Raw genomic sequence first — 17,413 nt, forward strand, 5'->3', positions numbered from 1 at the left:
TGGTCGTGGGGGATGACAAGATCATAAAGGGCGGCATAAGGACTGGGTTTCATGGACGGTCTGTCTGGCATCATGGTTATCCCTCCTTGAAGTTAGAACCAGTATACAACAAAAAAAGCACCAAATTTCTAAAATCAGAAATTCGATGCTTTTTCTTAGGGTTTTTCAGTGGCCTCAATTATTTGTTGGATAGCTTTTTTCATGTCCTTTATTTACTTTTCTTATTTGATCAGTTCATTTAGTTTAGCTGTCAGCTCTGGTGTCATAGTGTAAATCGTATGCGTATCATGAGGGTTCATCAGCATGCTTTGTTCTTCATAAGCACCAAGCCATAAATACAACTTCTGGCTGCCTCCATCTGCATTGGTCACTTTCAAACGATAATCCGGGTTTGTCACATTTGCTATACCCGATTCTCTCGTTGCGCTTGAAAATACATCACTAAACGTAACAAGAACATCCCTTTCTTCATAAACCGCTGGGTCGATTCCATTTGTTTTAGAAACTTCCACTTTTGAGATTTCCCTTTTTGGTAACAACTGCTCACTTCTAAGTACTTCAACTTCGCTCTTTTCTTCTTCTGCTTCAACACGCTTAGTCTCGTATTGGCAGCTAAAAAGAAAAGCAGACGACAAAGCCAGATATAATAGCAAGGCAATGTTCTTCATTTATTACAACTCCATTTCGTATTACATAAATATTCCATTTAGACGCAAGCTATCTCTTTAAAGTTACATTCTCTGTGAAAGGGCAATTCATGCATTTCTGCAAAGCAAAACATGCATTTCTGCAAAGCAAAAGAGAGCATCGACCTCTAACGGATCAAGCTCTCTTTAAAATGAGAATATGTATTATGCATTCTGAATATAAAGAATCGACCTTCAAAGTTACCAATTCAAAGCAAACATTATAAATATAGAAGTTAGAAAGAAAGCAATAAAGAATTCAAGATAGTACGACTTTTTCTTTTCTGTATTGTTTTTCTTTTCAAAATCCTTCCAAGAAATAAATAAGCCAATAAACATTCCGATGATGCCGAATCGTAGAATCGTAACGATGTATTCAAAACCAGATTTATAAGTGGTTACTGAAGAGCCATTATCTAACGGTGTAACGGATTTATAATCGACAAACAAAATAGAGAGAGCTATTCCTAGTAATAATCCATAGGCGCCTGATTTTCTTAATGTATGTTCCATTAAATAATTCTCCCTTCCTCTAGTTTTTCGAACGTACTTGCCCGTTGGTGCAGTAAGAAAGCTAACAGCAAACCTTAACAAAGCCCTCTTTTGTAAAGAATACCAATAAGAACAATGCAGATGAGGCTGTTCTAAAAACTAAAGATGAAATAATAATGCCTTATTTTATGTTGATGTTCCGATAGTATCTATCTTTGTTTAAACCCGTCTGTCATAATTGTACCAAATAATTTCCAATTAAATTGTATTTTTTCGAAAAAGAGGAATTTAAAAAATTTAGTTCTAGTCTTTTATATATAATTAAAAGTGAAGGAAGTTACTTTCAAATCACTGTATTTAAAATTCCACTAAGAAACATATCTCGAAAATTAATTTCACTGATCCTTCAAATTTTGAAACCATTGTCAGAAATCTTGCGTCTATCGAGTGTACGGGAAAGGGCGGTGTGTTCTGCGGTGAGGAATCATATAGAAAAAAGCTTGAACGAAGAACAACTCAAGCACGTAATGGATCATCACGGCGAATACCTCCTCCGGTTGGCTTATCTGTATGTAAAGGATTGGCCGGCCGCTGAAGACATCCTCCAGGAAGTCTTTCTTACTTACTACCAAAAAGCGGATCAGTTTGAACAGCGTTCCTCCCTCAAAACTTATCTAACGAAGATAACTATTAATAAGTGCCATGATTACTTAAGAAGCTGGAAAAACAAACGGTCTTTATTTTCAGAGGCAATCGGCAATTTAATATCCAGCTCCAAATCGCCTGAAGAAGCAGTTGAACAGCAAATGGGGCAAACGAGCCTGATGCGTGAAGTATTGGAGCTGCCGACCAAATACCGCGAAGTCCTCCTTCTTTTTTATTATCAGGAGTTCACCAGCAAAGAAATCAGCCAGCTGCTGGATTGCCCGGAAAACACCGTGAAAACCCGATTGAAAAGAGCGAAAGCGTTGTTAAGAGATCAAGTAGACCCGAGAGAATGGGAGGGGTTACCGGATGAACAGATTTAAGCGGGATATGGATAAGTTTATCGGAAAAAGTCCCCGTTTCAATGAACCCTTGAAAGAACGAATTGTCCTGAACATAAAAGAAGAAAATAAATCGAAAAAATCAGCGGGAAAAGGGATTGGCGCTTTTAGATATGCAGCCATTTTTGCCATCCTCCTGGCAGTAGCCACGTCATTTCTCATCCTGACCCTTAATGAGAATGGACAAGAAACGCAGACTCCCGCCGCTTCGCCAGAAGAAAAGCCAGTTCTGACGGATAGGGATACAGTGGCAGAAATTGAAATATTACCAGACTACGAAGAGCCGCTGGAGGTATTCGATTTCAAAGCTGATGCGATGGATAGGGGAAACCATGAATATTCCGCTTATCCGTTATTGATCGATCCGCTTGCGTATAAAGGACAGGACATTGCCAGAGGAGATGTGGTTGTCTATGAAGCTGAGTTCTTTGGCGGGAAGCAACGGACAATCGGAAGGGTAATTGGTTTATCCGGTGAGGCCATTGAAATTGTTGAAGGGCAAATCTATATCAACGATCAGCAGTTGGACACTTTTTATGGCCGGGCACATCGAATGGGGATAAGCTCCAATGAGGAATACAACCGGATTTTAAAAGAAAATGGAGCCGTTCAAAATGTGGATTCTATGAAAGAGATCTTTTCCCGAAATACGGCCAAATTCCGTTTAGCTGACGATGAAATTTTTGTTGCAGGTGATGACTGGTTTAGGGGCAGCCAGCATACCTTAAAAATAACAGAAGTCCAAGGGGAAGTAATTGGCTATTATAAAGAGTAAATGAACAGTAACTTCAAAAAAGATAGTTGTATAACGATGTACATTGTTATACGATGTACTTAAGTGATTAACAAAGGGGTGGGTTTATGGATAAGGAGATTATGAAAGGGAGCATCGATATTTTATTGCTGTCCCTTATGGACCAACGAGACATGTATGGCTATGAGATGGTAAAAGAATTAAAGGAAAATAGTGAAGATCTTTATAGTATGAGCGAAGGGACCCTTTATCCAGCATTAAAAAGGCTGGAAACAAAACTGTTTCTTGAATCCTACTGGGAAGAATCTGATACAGGAGCCAGAAGAAAATATTACAGAATCACCAAAGATGGAAAAAAAGAGCTGGTCCGAAAGTTAAAAGAATGGAACAAAGTCAGCCAGCTGATTACCAGATGTTCGGAGGGGGAAAAATGGAAAAAACCATTAAAGCCTATATTGAACGAATAACAAGCGAGTTGGAATGCAGTTCCAAAGACAAGCAGGAATTGGCTGAAGAGTTAACTGATCATTTACAACTGCTGGTACAAGAGTATAAAGAAAAAGGATTTGATCAGGAAAAAGCGATTTCTTGGGCGATACGGGAGTTTGGAGAAGCGGAAACCATAAAAGAAGGGCTGCAAGCTTCCATCTTGCCCAAGAAAAACTTCTTCCATAAGGCGGGTTGGCTGTTTTTCGGGATTTATTCAGCCGTTGTTCTTTGGCAGCTGCTTATATTTAGACTTATCGATCGTATAGTAAATCGGGATTCATTTAACAGTTATTTCCGGATATACAATGAAGAAGGTTTCTTCAGCGCAGAAACATGGAGTTTGAATTCCAATATTGTTCCGTTTAAAAATACATATCTTTATATAACAGAATCACAGAATTTCAATTTAGATATTGTTCTTCATAACATCCTGGGAAATATAGTAGTTTTTGTTCCTTTGGGAATCTTTCTGGTTATGTTGTTTAAACGCTTTCACAGCGCTTCAAAAGTAGCAATGCTTGGATTCATAATAACGGTCTCAATTGAACTTGCCCAATTCTTCCTTCGAGTCGGCCAATTTGATGTGGATGATATCATTCTAAATACGATCGGTGCTATTTTAGGTTATTACGTGTTCAAAAGTTTTACTAAAACATGGCGACTTTTGCCATCATCCAAATCACAAGACACCATCAACTGAAGAAAACAAATCTGATTCAATAGTAGTTTATATATAATCGCTTTACCGGTAGGTACTGCTAAGAGATGTTGAAAAACATAAATCCCTTCAAACATAAAAAGAGCATCGGTTAAAAATCAACCGGTGCTCTTTTTTGTTTTTGACTAATGTAAGAATGTCAGTAAAAGCCATTGCTTTTATAAAAGTTCATAGAAATAAACTGAGAAAAGGTGAAGATTGGAAAATTAAATAATAATTTAACTATTATAAAAATAGTTATATAAGGTTTAAAAGGAAATACACTGGTAAATATATACTATATGCAAATAGGTAAAGGTAATTACTGATTTTACAAGGCTTCTACAAAAAGAATCAGTATGAAGCTCGGAAAGAAGAAACTTTGGAGTGTGAAAAAGCGTCAGTACGATAAAAAGCTAAGAATTAAATAATTATAAATAAAGGGCAATTAAAATATAGCATATAGAAACTGAACATGAAAATGACAGATTAAATATTACTAGCAATCCAGCCATCTGCTGTTTTTTAAAAAAGAAGTGATAAATCCAATATCAAAAAGGGGCAACGGAAATGCTGAAAAATCAATCTGCACTTCAAAATTCAACTGCTTATTATTTCAACAGATCAAAAGATATAAATGTAGAAAATGATTCGACAGTTATTACATTGTTTGCCCGTCTAACAAGAGAACTCACTTGGGAGGATGGCTTCGATACATATAAAAAAATAGAAACATTCTGGGTGGATATAGAAGATACCAAAATGGAAGAAGCAAGCGAGAAAATGAAGAGTTTGCCTAATTGCATGAAGTACTACAAAATCTCAGAAAAAGTCTTTCGGGATCTTTATCGACTGTCAAAGAGCTGTCCAAAGGAACTTTATTACGTGACGCCTTTTCATCAAGAATCTTTCCGGGAAAAGTTTATTACGTAAATCCACTTTCTCCAACCCGTAGCTTGCGTATTCTTTGGATTGACAGCACGACCTGGAGCCGGTATACAGGAACGGAACATCACTTCCTGGCTTTGATTGTGAAACTTACATACTTATTAGTGTCTGGTGTCAGGTAATTCTTGATAAAAAGTGCGGCTTCTTCAATAGACTCGAACTGCCAGTGAAAATCAGTCGCCGTGTCCGAAATATGAAAAGTGTCGGTAGCCTTGAGAAAGGAAACTTTTAAGCTTTTGATTTCCTCCTTATCCATATAAGACTGTGAAGTCTCAGTCCCTAAAGAATTGCGCAAAACGGACAGTAATTCAATTATTTCTTTGGAATTCATTTAAACTTCTCCTTTTCTGTGAATGGAAAGGGATTAAGAAAAAGTCTGTAGAATCCCTGAACCCTTAATGATGAGGGGATCTTTTATGTTATCGAAGGATTGAGATTTCGAAGTAAATCTATGGAATCTGTGTGACCTGCAAAAGTTCATACGGCTAATTGCTTAAAAGCTATTAAAAAAACTCCTGAACAATCAGGAGTTAGTAGTGAAATCTTTGGATTCAAGAAAACTGACGATAAACGCTGCGGTATTCTCGATCGAATCATTATGCCAAACTTTTTCGGCAGCAGGCTCTGAAATTTCAAAAGTTCTGGTGCCTGGCAAACAACGGACAGATAGAACACGCTCTTCATCAGAGACAAACGTCTGAGTGATTCTGGAGTTATTATATTCGCAAATCGTTTCTAAAAAGAGTTTGATACTTTCAATTTTCATGGCATAGACTTCCTTTCCGACTATGGAAAGTGACTAAGAAAAGTCATTAAGAATCCATGTGATGCAACTGTGCAAGCTTAACACGTATCCCACTTAATAGATAGTTTGCAAGCTTGTCTCGATTATTAAAGAAGAACTAAAGTGAGCGCCATCGGATTATGGATTTCACCAACCTAAAATGACCAGTGGAACATGATAGAATATGTCATCAATAAATTTAAAACACAAAAAAGGGTGACTTTTTAGTCCTATGGTGAACGGGCTGGATGGGAAGTTGTCCATGCGAATGCGAGTAGGGAGATACTGAATGCAGCCCATAAGTTGTAACTGGCGTTAATTTGGATAGTGAGTGTTCCCGCACCTACACCTAACATGAAAATCAAGACGGTAGCCGCTAAATTAGTCAAATGTGCTTTAGCGTTCGAATCTTTATTGAATATGACCTGATACAGGTAGCCCATCAAATTTCTTGTATTCCCGGTCATGATTCCGTTGTTGACTGACGTATCCCGGAATTTCCGAAAGATTGTAAGTTCGTATCCTGCAAGTGTTCCAAGCGAGAACAACATGACCGCGCTAGTAAGTTGTTGTTGAAATAAGGCAAGAGCAAAAAGAAGGGTTGTCTGAATCAGCAAATAATAGCTATACTTTTTCATTCCTCTGTCTTGGTATCTGTCAATCACAGCTTCACCTGCAAATGCTCCAATCACAAATCCGAAAAACGCCCAGACATGACTCATCGTTTCTCTCCATTCGCCCAAGAAAAGTTTCGCACTTAAGCTAACCAGGTTTCCAGTCTGTGCACTGGCAAAAACCTCGTCTTGCAGCAAAAATGTATAGGCGTCGATAAACCCCATTAAAAAAGAGGCGATGACCGTTAGAATAGTACCGATGTAGAGTGTTTCATTTTTCTTCGTTGTCATAGATGAATAAAACTCCTTTGAAGATGGATCCTTTTTAATGTACATAATATCAATAGGTTAATTTAGAGTGGGATATCAAAAATTATAGAGCGGTAAACAAGTGGAGTGTCAGCAATAACGTCGAATAATCCCATAAACTATCGAAGTAGATATTTTACATGATTACAAGACATATGTATTTGAAAAACTCTCAACAGATGAAAATAAGTGAGGGAATAAAGGGTTAATATGTATTGGAAATATTGAATTTACAATCTAAAGCTGCAGTGCTTGATTTTAATACCTTTCAGGCTCAGAATATTATATTCCGCAAAAAAAGATTGATTCTAATTTAATAGATTCAACCTTTAATGTTTATAGGGAAACCCCAATATTCACGAAAACGAATAAAGACAATTTCCTGCTTCTAGCCCAGCTCATCTCTCTGTTTCAAATAGTTTTCTCTAGCCTGTTGCGCTTTATTCAGCTTTGGTTTCTCTTTCAGCAGCATCTTATGGACCTCACTTAAAAGATACAATCCCCTAAACAAGGTGCCTGCAATTATGCCAAAAGCAATTAAACCGCCGACCAACGGTCCCATTATAAGTAGTAGATATCCTAATATAGTTGATAGAACAATTGATAATACCAAATGCAATGTAAGTCCTCCTTCATTCTATAAAAACAGCCTCTAAAAAGGGGCTTTTTCGTGTGGAGCAATCTATCAGTCTCTTGATAAGAACGATGTAAGGCGAAGGATATTCAAGAACAGGTTCAGGAAATCCAGATACAAGCCGATGGCCACGAAAGGCACATCCTGATCCGTCATCGGCTGGTGGCGGATGCGGTTGAAATCATAGATAGTGTAGAGCGAGAACAGGAGTACGCCTCCCATTGACAGCATCATCGCAAAGCCGCTTGAGAACGGAACGAAGAATCCGAAAAGTGAAATCACGAAAAAGGCAATCAGCGCGACAAACAGGTAGCTCGACCAGCCGACCAGGTTTTTGTTCATCCGGTAGCCGATCAGTCCGTAGGCTGCAAAGACAACTGCAGTCGAAACGAATACCGCGAGGACAACTTCTCCGCCAAGGCTGCCCACATAGTAGGTCAGTACAGGATAAAGCGTCACACCGCTGATCAAGGCGAATACCATTGCGAACGTTCTGCCCGCTTTTCTTGCTTTTCGGATAAAGATCATGGAGATCAAAAGAATCACTTCAACAATCATCAATGGAAGCATAAGTGCGGGCGGCACAAATTGACCCGCAATAACACCGATGCCTGAGACCACCCATAGCAACGAAAAGAAGCTCAAAACGCTTTTCAGCATTTCGTTGTTCGGCATCTCTTTTTCTAATTCATAATGTGAATACATGTACATATCCCCCTTTTTCTATATACAGTATACGTCAATAGACCTGCTATGGATTCACTGTTCCGAAAAAATTTTTTCAAGCGATAATGAAACAGAGGAAGCTGGATTCTAGTCAGATCCTTAACAAACAAACAAAGCCGCTTCTACCGGAGTAGAAGCGGCTTTGTTTGTAATGGCTATGAACTTATTTCCGGCCAAGCTCGCGTCCCATGCCTTTCAGAAAATTGATGCCGAACCGGATCGAGCGGTTGACGTCCGGATCGCGCAACGCTTTAACTAGGCCGAAGATGCCGACTTTTTTCGGGGTGTCCCGGTGAAGTTCGGCTTCGTCAAGCCCGCTTTTAACGCTGTCCATGACACGTCCTGTCGTGTTCGGATCGATGGTCGTGACAACCGCCGCCGCTTTCATCGCATTGTTGATAAGGTTGGTAACGGGTTCACGGGAAGCTTGATGCACTGCAATGCCGGTCAAGTTTTCGCGTGCTTTCACCATTGCCCGTACTGCGTCCAAGATGCCGGCGTCGTTCAGTTCTCCGGTAATTTCCAGTATTTTATTGAGCGCCTGATCCTGCTGGACGAGCAGGGTTTCAAGTTCGCCCAGTTTCTTTTCTTTTTCTTCTTCCGGCGTCAGCTGTCGCTTGGTGATCTGCGTGATCGGTGTTGCCATGACACATCACATTCCTTTCTTATTGATCGGTCAGCGGCACGTAACCAGGGCGTTGCCATTTCCGTTCAACTTCAATGCCCCGTGTCGGCGTGCGCTTTTTGCCGCGCGGATTTGATTTTGATATCGGGCTTTTGCCTTTTTTCTCGAGCAGTTCAAGGCGCACTTTCGTCTGCTTAAAGGCCGGTGTGTTGGTTACCCGGTCAACGGCAGGGCCCGTCAGAAAGTTGATGGCCGTTTCCTTGTTGGTCGAGTGCATCGGCAAGAACAGCTCATTGCCCTTCACGCGGTCAGTGACAAATGCCGGCACTTTCAGTGCGCCGTAAGGAGAGACCAACCGCACAAGCGAGCCGTCCTCGACGCCGCGCGCTTTCGCCAGTTCCGGCGACACTTCGACGAAGGTTTGCGGCATTTTTTGATGGATGCCGCCCGATTTATCGGACAGATTGCCTTCGTGGAACTGTTCAAGCAGCCGTCCGTTGTTGATGTGCAAGTCGTACTCGGCTGGGAACACCACCGGCTGAACCCATTCAAACAGGGAGAAGCGCGCTTTCTTGTCTTCAAAGTTAAAGCCATCAAGGTAAAGGACCGGCGTGTGCGAGCCATCAAGGCTGCCCCATTGGAAACTGTTCCATCCTTCCAATACGTCATAGTTTGCCTGGGAGAAGAGCGGCGCCAAACTTGCCATCTCATCGAAGATATCGCTCGGATGGCTATAGTTCCAGCCGGCGCCCAAGCGGTTGGCGATTTCCTGGGTGATCCACCAGTCCGGCTTCGAGTTGCCGAGTTCCGGCAGCGCCTTGTACAAACGCTGGACGCGGCGCTCGGTGTTGGTGAACGTGCCGTCTTTTTCAAGTGACGGGGCAGCTGGCAAAATTACATCGGCATACTGGGCCGTCCGCGAGAAGAAGACGTCTTGGACAACAAAGAAGTCCAGCTTCGATAGTACTTCGTCGACGTGGTTGGAGTTGGAATCGACGAGTGCCATGTCTTCGCCGACCAGGTACATCGCCTTCATCTTGCCGGCATCGATCGCGCGGAGCATGGTGACGTTGTCGAAGCCCGGTTTGGAGTCGATCTTCACACCGTACGCGCGCTCGAACTTTTCGCGGGCTGCGTCGTCCGTAACGTGCTGATAGCCAGGAAGCCATCCAGGAAGTGAGCCCATGTCGCAAGCGCCTTGCACGTTGTTGTGGCCGCGGAGCGGGTAAGCGCCTGCGCCAGGTCGGCGGTAGTTGCCAGTAACCAGCAGCAAGTTGGATATCGCGGCGGAAGTATCCGAACCGCCGGTGTTCTGCGTGACGCCCATGCCCCACAGGATGCAGGTGCCGTCCGCTTCATGAATCGCATGCGCAATCTGAATCAAGGTTTCCTGCGGAATGCCGGTTTCTCTTTCGGCATAGTCAAGCGTGTATCTCTCAAGCACTTCTTTGAACTCCTCATAGAAGTTGACGTTTTCACGGATGAACGCCTCGTCGTGCAGATCGTTGTCGATCATGTATTTCGTCACGGCCATTAGCCATACCTGATCGGTCCCTTGTTTCGGGCTGATGAAAAGATCCGAGCGCTCCGCCATTTCATTACGGCGCAAATCGGCGACGATGAGTTTTTGGCCGTGCAGCTTGTGCGCGCGTTTGATGCGGGTCGCGAGCACCGGGTGCCCTTCCGCCGGATTGGCTCCAATGATCATGACCAGGCCAGCTTTGGCGATGTCCTTGATCGAACCGGCGTCTCCGCCCATGCCGACCGTCCGGAACAGGCCGTCCGTTGCCGGGGACTGGCAGTAGCGCGAGCAGTTGTCGATGTTGTTCGTCTCGAACACTTGGCGTGCGATTTTCTGGAGCACATAATTGTCTTCATTGGTGATTTTCGATGAGGAAATGACGCCGATGGCATCTTTCCCGTAGTCACGCTTGTAGCCGCCGAGTTTGGCAGCGACAAGGTCGAGCGCTTCTTCCCATGAGGCCTCGACAAATTCATCGCCGCGCCGGATAAGCGGCGTGGTGATGCGCTTGTCGCTGTTGATGAAATCCCAACCGAATTTTCCTTTGACGCAGGTGGAGATAGCGTTCGCTGGAGCTTCCGAAACCGGCTGGATCTTCAGGATCTCGCGATCTTTCGTCCAGACTTCGAACGAACAGCCGACGCCGCAGAATGTGCAGACAGTCTTGGTCTTTTTCATACGGGTATGGCGCATCGCCGCTTCCGCATCGGAAATCGCGAGTATCCCGCTATAGCCCGGTTCAACGTCTTTCACAAGGTCGATCATCGGATTCAGGATTTCCGGTTTCAGGCTGGTCATAAAACCGGCTTCGCCGAGCATGGTGTTTTCCATGAGGGCATTGCACGGGCAGACCGTGACACAGTGGCCGCAGCTGACGCATGATGAGTCGTTAATCTTCGCGCCGCCGTCCCATAGCACAATCGGCCGGTCGCGTTCCCAGTCCATCGTCAAGGTTTCATTGACCTGCAGGTTCTGGCAGGCTTCCACGCACTGGCCGCAGGCGATGCACTGGTTGGGGTCATAGCGGTAGAACGGGTTGGTGAAGTCAACTGCATCGGTCGAGCATTTTGGTTCGAACGGGTATTTCTGATGTTCGATTTCCATCATCTCAACAGTGTTATGTACTTTGCAGTTGCCGTTGTTGTTGTCGCACACCGTACAGTAAAGCAGATGGTTCTCGAGTATTCGGTCCATCGCTTCGGTCTGCGCCGCTTTTGCACGGGTGGAACCGAGCTGCACGCTCATTCCGTCCAAGGCCATCGTCGAACAGGTGCGCACCAATTGGCCGTCCACTTCCGCGATGCACGTATCGCAGGTCTGGATCGGATCTACTTCAGGCATATAGCAGATTTGCGGATGGGTGATTTTATTTGCGTTGACGACTTGGAGAATCGTTTGTCCGGGTTCAAAGTCAAAAGCTGAACCATTGATGATAATCGGCATGCCAGTACCTCCTTTTAATGTCGTGATTATAGGGATATCCGCCAACAAGGCGGCTAACACTTGTGGTATACCCCATTGTTTGGTAATAGTATAATCAATTTAAGAAAAGTCTGCCATCTATTTACGGAATAATTAAAAAACTGAAAAATTTTCTGAAGGAGCGTGAATTTGCTAGTGGAACAGCATAACAGACGTACCGTGATACGCTATTCAGACGGGTCATTCACTGAGAAAGAGGATCAGGTCGTTGTAGAAGAGCCCATCACCATCCACATCAACGGCCGTGAATTCATCACTATCGTCTGTTCGCCGGAATGGATCGAGGACATGGCGGTAGGATTCCTGGCATCAGAAGGCATCATTCCGAACCATCAGGACATTAAAAACATCAGGATCGATGAGAAAGCGGGCGTTGTCCACATTACGGCGGACAAGGTCTATCCGTTTTATGAACAGCTGCAGAACAAGCGCTTCGTGTCGTCCTGCTGCGGCATGAGCCGGCAAGGCTTCGTCTTTGCCCACGACGCCATCACCGCGAAGACGATGAAGGAGGCGCGGGTCAAACTGACGCCTGAGGACTGTTTTGCACTCATGCGGAAGATGGACGATGGTGCCGAGACGTTCCGCAAGACAGGCGGTGTCCACAATGCGGCGCTTTGCAGTACAGACGGTTTTTTCCTGTCGCGTGTCGACATCGGCCGCCATAACGCGCTTGACAAAATTTACGGGCACTGCCTGCGGAACGATATTCCGGTCCGCGACAAAGTCATCGTCTTCAGCGGCCGCATCTCGTCTGAAATTTTGCTGAAAGTCGCGAAGATCGGCTGTGAAGTCATCCTGTCGAAATCGGCACCGACCCAACTTGCACTAGAGCTTGCCGAAGAACTTGGCATCACGGCTGTCGGCTTTATCCGCGGCGGGTCGTTCAACTTGTATACGCATCCGGAGCGGATTGTAGCTGATCAGCCATCGGGCATCTCTATTTCGGATTATTGAAACACGAAGAAGCATTTGAATTGATTAACCATGGACCTGAGGTTCATGGTTTTTTTGTGGGGATTTTCAAAAAGCGCTCGTGGCAATAAAATGATGAAATTATTAATAAAATTGTATTGCGATAATTCAGAAAACTCTTTACACTGGCATTACAAGAAATGAAACTTTGTTTCAAATATTGAAATGGAGGGAGGAGTTTCGATGGATATAAAACTTTTGGAAGTCGTTAATTTGAAGGTGGGCGTCAATCAAGATAATAAGGAAATCCCGATCGTTAACGGCATCAGCTTTCATCTGAACAAAGGGGAGACGTTGGGAATCGTCGGCGAGTCGGGCTGCGGCAAGAGTATGACTTCCCTTGCTTTGATGGGCTTGCTGCCTCCGGGAGTAGACTGGCAGAGCGGGGACATTATCCTTGAAGACATGCACTTCAAAAATTTCAAGAACAAGGACTGGCGGTCGGTGAGAGGCAAAAAGATTTCGATGATTTTCCAGGAGCCGATGAGTTCGTTGAACCCGGTTTATACGGTCGCTGATCAGATCATGGAAATTGTGCTGAACCATGAAAACGTCTCGAAAAGGCAGGCGCGTGTGCGGGCTTTGGAAATGCTGAAGCTTGTCGGCATACCGCGCCCTGAACAAGTTTTGGATGAATACCCTCATCAATTGTCCGGAGGGATGAGGCAGCGGATCATGATCGCCATCGCTTTGGCGTGCAATCCTGAAATTTTGATCGCAGATGAACCGACAACCGCGCTGGACGTAACGATACAGGCCCAAATTCTGGAACTGATGAAAGAAATACAAGAAAAATTGCATATGTCGATCGTTTTGATCACTCATGATTTAGGCGTAGTCGCTGAAATGTGCGACCGCGTGATGGTCATGTATGCCGGAGAAATTGTGGAAAAAGCCAAAGTGGTGGATTTGTTTGATTCGCCAAAGCATCCCTATACGCAAGGGTTGCTGGAATCACTTCCTGACATCAATAAACAGATGGAATATTTGTCGTCGATTCCGGGGATTGTCCCGGCACCGGGAAATATGCCGATCGGATGCAAGTTTTCACCCCGGTGCCCCTTTGTCCATGACAGGTGCTCAGTCAATCCGCCGTTGTTCGACACTCCTGAAGGGACAAAGGTGAAATGCTGGCTGTACGAGGAAGCAAGCGTTAAAAAGGAGGCGGTTTTATGATGCTGAACACGGATGAACTGCTCAGGGTGGAAGACCTGAAAAAGCACTTTCCTATCAAAGGAGGAATTACAGGGAAAAAGACGGTGCAGCATGTAAAGGCGGTTGACGGCATTTCGTTTGATGTAAAGCGCGGAGAAACATTCGGAATTGTCGGCGAGTCGGGCTGCGGAAAAAGCACAGCCGGCCGGGCGATTCTGCGCATGATTGAACCGACAGATGGCCATATCTATTTTGAAGGCAAAGATTTGGTGGGCTTGAACAAAACGGAAATGCGGAAAATGAGAAAGGATATCCAGATCATCTTCCAGGATCCTTTTGCCTCTTTGAATCCGCGTATGCGCGTTTTCGATATCGTTGAAGAGCCGCTTATCAATTTCGGGGTGAAAGATGCCAAGGAAAGAAGACGGCGCGTCGAGGAAGTTGCCGACCAGGTAGGGCTGACATTGGCGCAGCTGAAACGATTGCCGCATGAATTCTCCGGTGGCCAGCGGCAGCGGATCGGCATCGCACGGGCCCTTATATCAAAACCGAAGCTGATCATTGCGGATGAACCGGTTTCTGCCTTGGATGTATCCATCCAGTCCCAGGTGTTGAACTTGATGAAGGATCTTCAAAAGGAATTCGGTTTGACGTACATTTTTATTTCCCATGACTTGAGTGTCGTGAAGCATTTTTGCGATCGGATCGGCGTCATGTACCTCGGGAAAATGGTGGAGATCACCGGGAAAGAAAAGCTTTACGATCGCCCGCTTCATCCGTATTCTCAGGCGCTTCTGTCGGCTCTGCCAAGTTCGCACCCGTTGCAGAAAAAAGAGCGCATTATTCTAACAGGGGATGTGCCAAGCCCGGTCCATCCGCCATCGGGCTGTTCTTTCCATACAAGATGCCCTGCCCGCATGGAAGTGTGCAGCACCATAGAACCGCTGCTCTTAGAAGCTGAAAGCGATCACCGAGTCTCCTGTCTGCTGTACCAGGAAACGGAAACGAGGACCGGATGAGCAAAACAATCGAGAAGGGCTTGCATCTTTTGAACTTGTTCACGGAAGAGAAGCCTGCATGGCGGCTTGAGGAAATTTCAAGCTACACAAATATTCCGAAGGCGACCGTTCTCCGGCTGCTTCACAGCTTTATGGAATATGGGTATATCCAGCGGGCGACCGTGGAGCGGAACGGGGAGCTGGTCGAAGACACCATCTATACGCTGGGCATCAAATTTCTTCAGCTCGGCGAACTGGTCGCCAACAACATGGAAATCCGCCAAATTGCCTTGCCGTTCATGAAAATGCTGCAGCTGAATTTCAGCGAAGCCGTTCAATTGGTGGAACGGAATGGCCATTCCGGTGTCTATATCGAAAAAGTGGAGAGCAAGAGCCCGGTCCGGCTATATACGCGGGTCGGCCGCAGCGCCCCTTTATATGCCGGGGCATGTACGCGTATCTTGTTATCGTTTTTGGACGATGCAGAAATTGAAGAAGTGCTGAAAAATCCGCTGGAGATCTATGCCAGCAATACGCCAAAGACAAAAGAGGACGTCTGGCGGCACATCCGCCAAACCAGGCAGGACGGTTTCGCCTACAGCGCCTCGGAACTTGTAGAAGGCACCGTGTCGATTGCCGTGCCGATATTCAACCGCAAAGGCGATGTGGAATTCTCCATCAGCATCGCCGGTTTCGAATCATCGCTCCCAAAAGATAATTTGCCCCAATATATCGAGTCTTTATGGAATGTTGCGTCTCAAGTTTCTGCCAAAATAGGATTTTTAGGTCCATACCCGTATGGCCCTCGACTCATAAAAAACAACATTAAGGGGATGGAGTAATGAAGAAGCTGAAATTAAGAACGGTTTCATTGCTGATGGTTCTTGTTATGTTTCTGGCAGCGTGCTCAGGCGGCGGGAGTGAGCAAGGGCAAGGGAATACGAAGAAAAACGAAAGCAATCCGGTGACCGACCGCGGAAATGAAATTGTCATCGGCGTAACTGCCGAACCGCAAAACTGGGATCCGATCGATACGTTCCTGCTGGACTGGAGCACCGTAGCGAACTCCGTTTTCGAGGGATTGATGGAACGGACACTCGACCTGGAGCTGAAACCGGGTCTTGCTGAGAGTTATGAGTATCTGGATGACACGACGCTGGAATTCAAGCTTCGCGAAGGAATCGAATTCCACAACGGTGAGCCGTTCAACGCGGAAGCCGTGAAGTTCTCGTTTGACCGCCTATTGGGCGAGGAAGGCCAGAAAGGCCCGCAATATTCCAACTACACATCGATCGATTCGGTTGAAGTGATTGACGACTTTACTGTCCAATTCAAATTGAATACGCCGGATCCGGTTTTATTGACGAAGCTTGCCGGATACGGCGCAGTGATTGTTCCTCCGAAGTATGTTCAAGAAGAAGGGGACGAGAATTTCAACAACAACCCTGTCGGAACAGGACCGTTCAAAATGACGGAATACAAGCGCGATCAGACGATTGTTCTGGAGAAAAACGAAAACTACTGGCAGGAAGGGCTGCCGAAACTAGACAAGGTGACATTTAAAGTCGTCCCTGAAGCTTCTACGCGTCTGGCGGAGCTTCAGACAGGCAAAATCGACATTATGAAACGCGTTGAAGTGGCACAGGCGGATTCCGTGAAAGACAGCGGCTTTTTGGAGTTGAAGGAAGTAGGTACGCCGACGGTTTATGCACTGCGTTTTGATACCGCTAAAGCACCGGTGGACGATGTCCGTGTCCGCCAGGCAATCAATTATGCCATCGATAAAACTGCCATCCTAGAGGAAATTATGGGCGGCTACGGCATGCCGATCAGCACATTCCAAAGCGAGCTGTCATTCGGAAACAACCCGGATTTAGAGCCATATCCGTATGATCCGGAAAAAGCAAAACAACTATTGAAAGAAGCGGGAGTTGCTGAAGGCACGGCGCTTGATGTCTACATCCCGGGTGACGACGGCAACTTCAAGGAAATCGCCCAGGCGGTCGCCTTCTATTTGGAGGAAGCCGGTCTGAAGATGAACATCAACAGCGTGGACCAAACTACGTTGATTTCGGACTTGATCCCGAACGCAGAAGCCGGCCATATGTACCGCATGGGCTGGGGCGGATGGACGCTCGATTTCGATAATACGGCGTACTTGATGTACCACGAAGGCGAACAGTGGAACCCGTCATTCAAAGACGAAAAAGTGGAAGAACTGCTGGCTGCCCAGCGAAATACAGTGGACCAGGACGAGCGCGAAGCCATATTCAAGGAATTGACTGAGGTATTGTATGAGCTTGCTCCGGAAGTCAACCTGTATCAAGCCGTTGACTTGTACGCGGTCAATAACCGCGTAAAGAACTTCCAGCCGCCTCATGAAGACCGGTTGCGCCTGGAAGAAGTCACTGTCGAATAAGTTAGCAAATCGAGATAGTATGGTCTTCATACTATCTCTTTCTTTATAAATGGGGACG

General features: G+C 45.2%; 19 protein-coding genes. 10 read left to right on the plus strand and 9 right to left on the minus strand.

Features of this window, described 5'->3' with window-relative positions:
• Positions 1-221: 221 nt before the first annotated feature.
• Both B0H99_RS10140 and B0H99_RS10145 read right to left on the minus strand, forming a co-directional pair.
• Positions 222-668: a YhfM domain-containing protein gene (locus B0H99_RS10140; protein ID WP_106533559.1), complete on the minus strand. Its 447-nt coding sequence runs from the start codon at positions 666-668 to the stop codon at positions 222-224.
• A 219-nt stretch (positions 669-887) separates the two neighbouring features.
• A complete protein-coding gene (locus B0H99_RS10145; RefSeq protein WP_106533560.1) occupies positions 888-1,199 on the minus strand; it encodes a hypothetical protein in 312 nt (103 codons plus the stop codon).
• A 455-nt stretch (positions 1,200-1,654) separates the two neighbouring features.
• Here B0H99_RS10145 and B0H99_RS10150 point away from each other — a divergent pair, with 455 nt between their 5' ends.
• From B0H99_RS10150 to B0H99_RS10170, 5 genes are all read left to right on the plus strand, one after another.
• Positions 1,655-2,206 carry a sigma-70 family RNA polymerase sigma factor gene (locus tag B0H99_RS10150; protein ID WP_245894490.1) on the plus strand — a complete coding sequence of 184 codons (552 nt, stop codon included), beginning with the start codon at positions 1,655-1,657 and terminating at the stop codon, positions 2,204-2,206.
• Positions 2,193-2,999: a S26 family signal peptidase gene (locus tag B0H99_RS10155; protein WP_106533561.1), complete on the plus strand. Its 807-nt coding sequence runs from the start codon at positions 2,193-2,195 to the stop codon at positions 2,997-2,999. Before B0H99_RS10150 ends, B0H99_RS10155 begins: the two co-directional genes overlap by 14 nt.
• An 86-nt stretch (positions 3,000-3,085) precedes the next feature.
• Positions 3,086-3,445 carry a PadR family transcriptional regulator gene (locus tag B0H99_RS10160; RefSeq protein WP_106533562.1) on the plus strand — a complete coding sequence of 120 codons (360 nt, stop codon included), beginning with the start codon at positions 3,086-3,088 and terminating at the stop codon, positions 3,443-3,445.
• Positions 3,409-4,167 carry a VanZ family protein gene (locus B0H99_RS10165; RefSeq protein WP_181313644.1) on the plus strand — a complete coding sequence of 253 codons (759 nt, stop codon included), beginning with the start codon at positions 3,409-3,411 and terminating at the stop codon, positions 4,165-4,167. The genes B0H99_RS10160 and B0H99_RS10165 overlap by 37 nt, the downstream gene beginning before the upstream one ends.
• A 567-nt stretch (positions 4,168-4,734) precedes the next feature.
• A complete protein-coding gene (locus tag B0H99_RS10170; RefSeq protein ID WP_106533564.1) occupies positions 4,735-5,097 on the plus strand; it encodes a hypothetical protein in 363 nt (120 codons plus the stop codon).
• 79 nt (positions 5,098-5,176) lie between these two features.
• Here B0H99_RS10170 and B0H99_RS10175 read toward each other — a convergent pair whose 3' ends face one another.
• From B0H99_RS10175 to fdhF, 7 genes are all read right to left on the minus strand, one after another.
• Positions 5,177-5,443: a DUF1797 family protein gene (locus B0H99_RS10175; protein WP_106533565.1), complete on the minus strand. Its 267-nt coding sequence runs from the start codon at positions 5,441-5,443 to the stop codon at positions 5,177-5,179.
• Positions 5,444-5,635: 192 nt separating this feature from the next.
• A complete protein-coding gene (locus tag B0H99_RS10180; protein ID WP_106533566.1) occupies positions 5,636-5,878 on the minus strand; it encodes a hypothetical protein in 243 nt (80 codons plus the stop codon).
• Between the two features lie 248 nt (positions 5,879-6,126).
• Positions 6,127-6,801, minus strand: a complete 675-nt coding sequence (locus tag B0H99_RS10185; protein ID WP_181313645.1) for a YoaK family protein — start codon at positions 6,799-6,801, stop codon at positions 6,127-6,129.
• Between the two features lie 406 nt (positions 6,802-7,207).
• Entirely contained in the window at positions 7,208-7,438 is a 231-nt protein-coding gene (locus B0H99_RS10190; RefSeq protein ID WP_106533568.1) for a hypothetical protein, read from the minus strand.
• Positions 7,439-7,504: 66 nt separating this feature from the next.
• Positions 7,505-8,158: a Bax inhibitor-1/YccA family protein gene (locus tag B0H99_RS10195; RefSeq protein ID WP_181313646.1), complete on the minus strand. Its 654-nt coding sequence runs from the start codon at positions 8,156-8,158 to the stop codon at positions 7,505-7,507.
• 184 nt (positions 8,159-8,342) lie between these two features.
• The gene (locus B0H99_RS10200) at positions 8,343-8,825 is read right to left on the minus strand and encodes a helical membrane plugin domain-containing protein (protein WP_106533570.1); all 483 of its coding nucleotides are present in this window, start codon (positions 8,823-8,825) and stop codon (positions 8,343-8,345) included.
• A gap of 19 nt (positions 8,826-8,844) precedes the next feature.
• Positions 8,845-11,769: a formate dehydrogenase subunit alpha gene (fdhF, locus tag B0H99_RS10205; protein ID WP_106533571.1), complete on the minus strand. Its 2,925-nt coding sequence runs from the start codon at positions 11,767-11,769 to the stop codon at positions 8,845-8,847.
• Between the two features lie 174 nt (positions 11,770-11,943).
• On the opposite strand from fdhF, the gene fdhD reads away from it, so the two are divergent.
• From fdhD to B0H99_RS10230, 5 genes are all read left to right on the plus strand, one after another.
• Entirely contained in the window at positions 11,944-12,765 is an 822-nt protein-coding gene (fdhD, locus tag B0H99_RS10210) for a formate dehydrogenase accessory sulfurtransferase FdhD (protein WP_106533762.1), read from the plus strand.
• A gap of 201 nt (positions 12,766-12,966) precedes the next feature.
• Positions 12,967-13,959 (plus strand): ABC transporter ATP-binding protein, encoded by a 993-nt coding sequence (locus tag B0H99_RS10215; RefSeq protein ID WP_106533572.1) that lies wholly within the window; start codon positions 12,967-12,969, stop codon positions 13,957-13,959.
• Positions 13,959-14,957 (plus strand): ABC transporter ATP-binding protein, encoded by a 999-nt coding sequence (locus B0H99_RS10220; protein ID WP_106533763.1) that lies wholly within the window; start codon positions 13,959-13,961, stop codon positions 14,955-14,957. The genes B0H99_RS10215 and B0H99_RS10220 overlap by 1 nt, the downstream gene beginning before the upstream one ends.
• A complete protein-coding gene (locus B0H99_RS10225; protein ID WP_106533573.1) occupies positions 14,954-15,778 on the plus strand; it encodes an IclR family transcriptional regulator in 825 nt (274 codons plus the stop codon). The genes B0H99_RS10220 and B0H99_RS10225 overlap by 4 nt, the downstream gene beginning before the upstream one ends.
• The gene (locus B0H99_RS10230) at positions 15,778-17,355 is read left to right on the plus strand and encodes an ABC transporter substrate-binding protein (protein ID WP_106533574.1); all 1,578 of its coding nucleotides are present in this window, start codon (positions 15,778-15,780) and stop codon (positions 17,353-17,355) included. The genes B0H99_RS10225 and B0H99_RS10230 overlap by 1 nt, the downstream gene beginning before the upstream one ends.
• Positions 17,356-17,413: the final 58 nt, after the last annotated feature.

The sequence above is a fragment of the Planomicrobium soli genome (assembly GCF_003014655.1).
GTDB classification, from domain to species: domain Bacteria; phylum Bacillota; class Bacilli; order Bacillales_A; family Planococcaceae; genus Planococcus; species Planococcus soli_B.

Excerpts from the sequence above, each read along its gene's own strand:
- B0H99_RS10140 (WP_106533559.1), bottom strand. The coding sequence starts at position 668 with ATGAAGAACATTGCCTTGCTATTATATCTGGCTTTGTCGTCTGCTTTT.
- B0H99_RS10145 (WP_106533560.1), bottom strand. The coding sequence starts at position 1,199 with ATGGAACATACATTAAGAAAATCAGGCGCCTATGGATTATTACTAGGA.
- B0H99_RS10155 (WP_106533561.1), top strand. The coding sequence starts at position 2,193 with ATGAACAGATTTAAGCGGGATATGGATAAGTTTATCGGAAAAAGTCCC.
- B0H99_RS10160 (WP_106533562.1), top strand. The coding sequence starts at position 3,086 with ATGGATAAGGAGATTATGAAAGGGAGCATCGATATTTTATTGCTGTCC.
- B0H99_RS10165 (WP_181313644.1), top strand. The coding sequence starts at position 3,409 with ATGGAAAAAACCATTAAAGCCTATATTGAACGAATAACAAGCGAGTTG.
- B0H99_RS10170 (WP_106533564.1), top strand. The coding sequence starts at position 4,735 with ATGCTGAAAAATCAATCTGCACTTCAAAATTCAACTGCTTATTATTTC.
- B0H99_RS10175 (WP_106533565.1), bottom strand. The coding sequence starts at position 5,443 with ATGAATTCCAAAGAAATAATTGAATTACTGTCCGTTTTGCGCAATTCT.
- B0H99_RS10180 (WP_106533566.1), bottom strand. The coding sequence starts at position 5,878 with ATGAAAATTGAAAGTATCAAACTCTTTTTAGAAACGATTTGCGAATAT.
- B0H99_RS10185 (WP_181313645.1), bottom strand. The coding sequence starts at position 6,801 with ATGACAACGAAGAAAAATGAAACACTCTACATCGGTACTATTCTAACG.
- B0H99_RS10195 (WP_181313646.1), bottom strand. The coding sequence starts at position 8,158 with ATGTATTCACATTATGAATTAGAAAAAGAGATGCCGAACAACGAAATG.
- B0H99_RS10200 (WP_106533570.1), bottom strand. The coding sequence starts at position 8,825 with ATGGCAACACCGATCACGCAGATCACCAAGCGACAGCTGACGCCGGAA.
- fdhF (WP_106533571.1), bottom strand. The coding sequence starts at position 11,769 with ATGCCGATTATCATCAATGGTTCAGCTTTTGACTTTGAACCCGGACAA.
- B0H99_RS10215 (WP_106533572.1), top strand. The coding sequence starts at position 12,967 with ATGGATATAAAACTTTTGGAAGTCGTTAATTTGAAGGTGGGCGTCAAT.
- B0H99_RS10220 (WP_106533763.1), top strand. The coding sequence starts at position 13,959 with ATGCTGAACACGGATGAACTGCTCAGGGTGGAAGACCTGAAAAAGCAC.
- B0H99_RS10225 (WP_106533573.1), top strand. The coding sequence starts at position 14,954 with ATGAGCAAAACAATCGAGAAGGGCTTGCATCTTTTGAACTTGTTCACG.
- B0H99_RS10230 (WP_106533574.1), top strand. The coding sequence starts at position 15,778 with ATGAAGAAGCTGAAATTAAGAACGGTTTCATTGCTGATGGTTCTTGTT.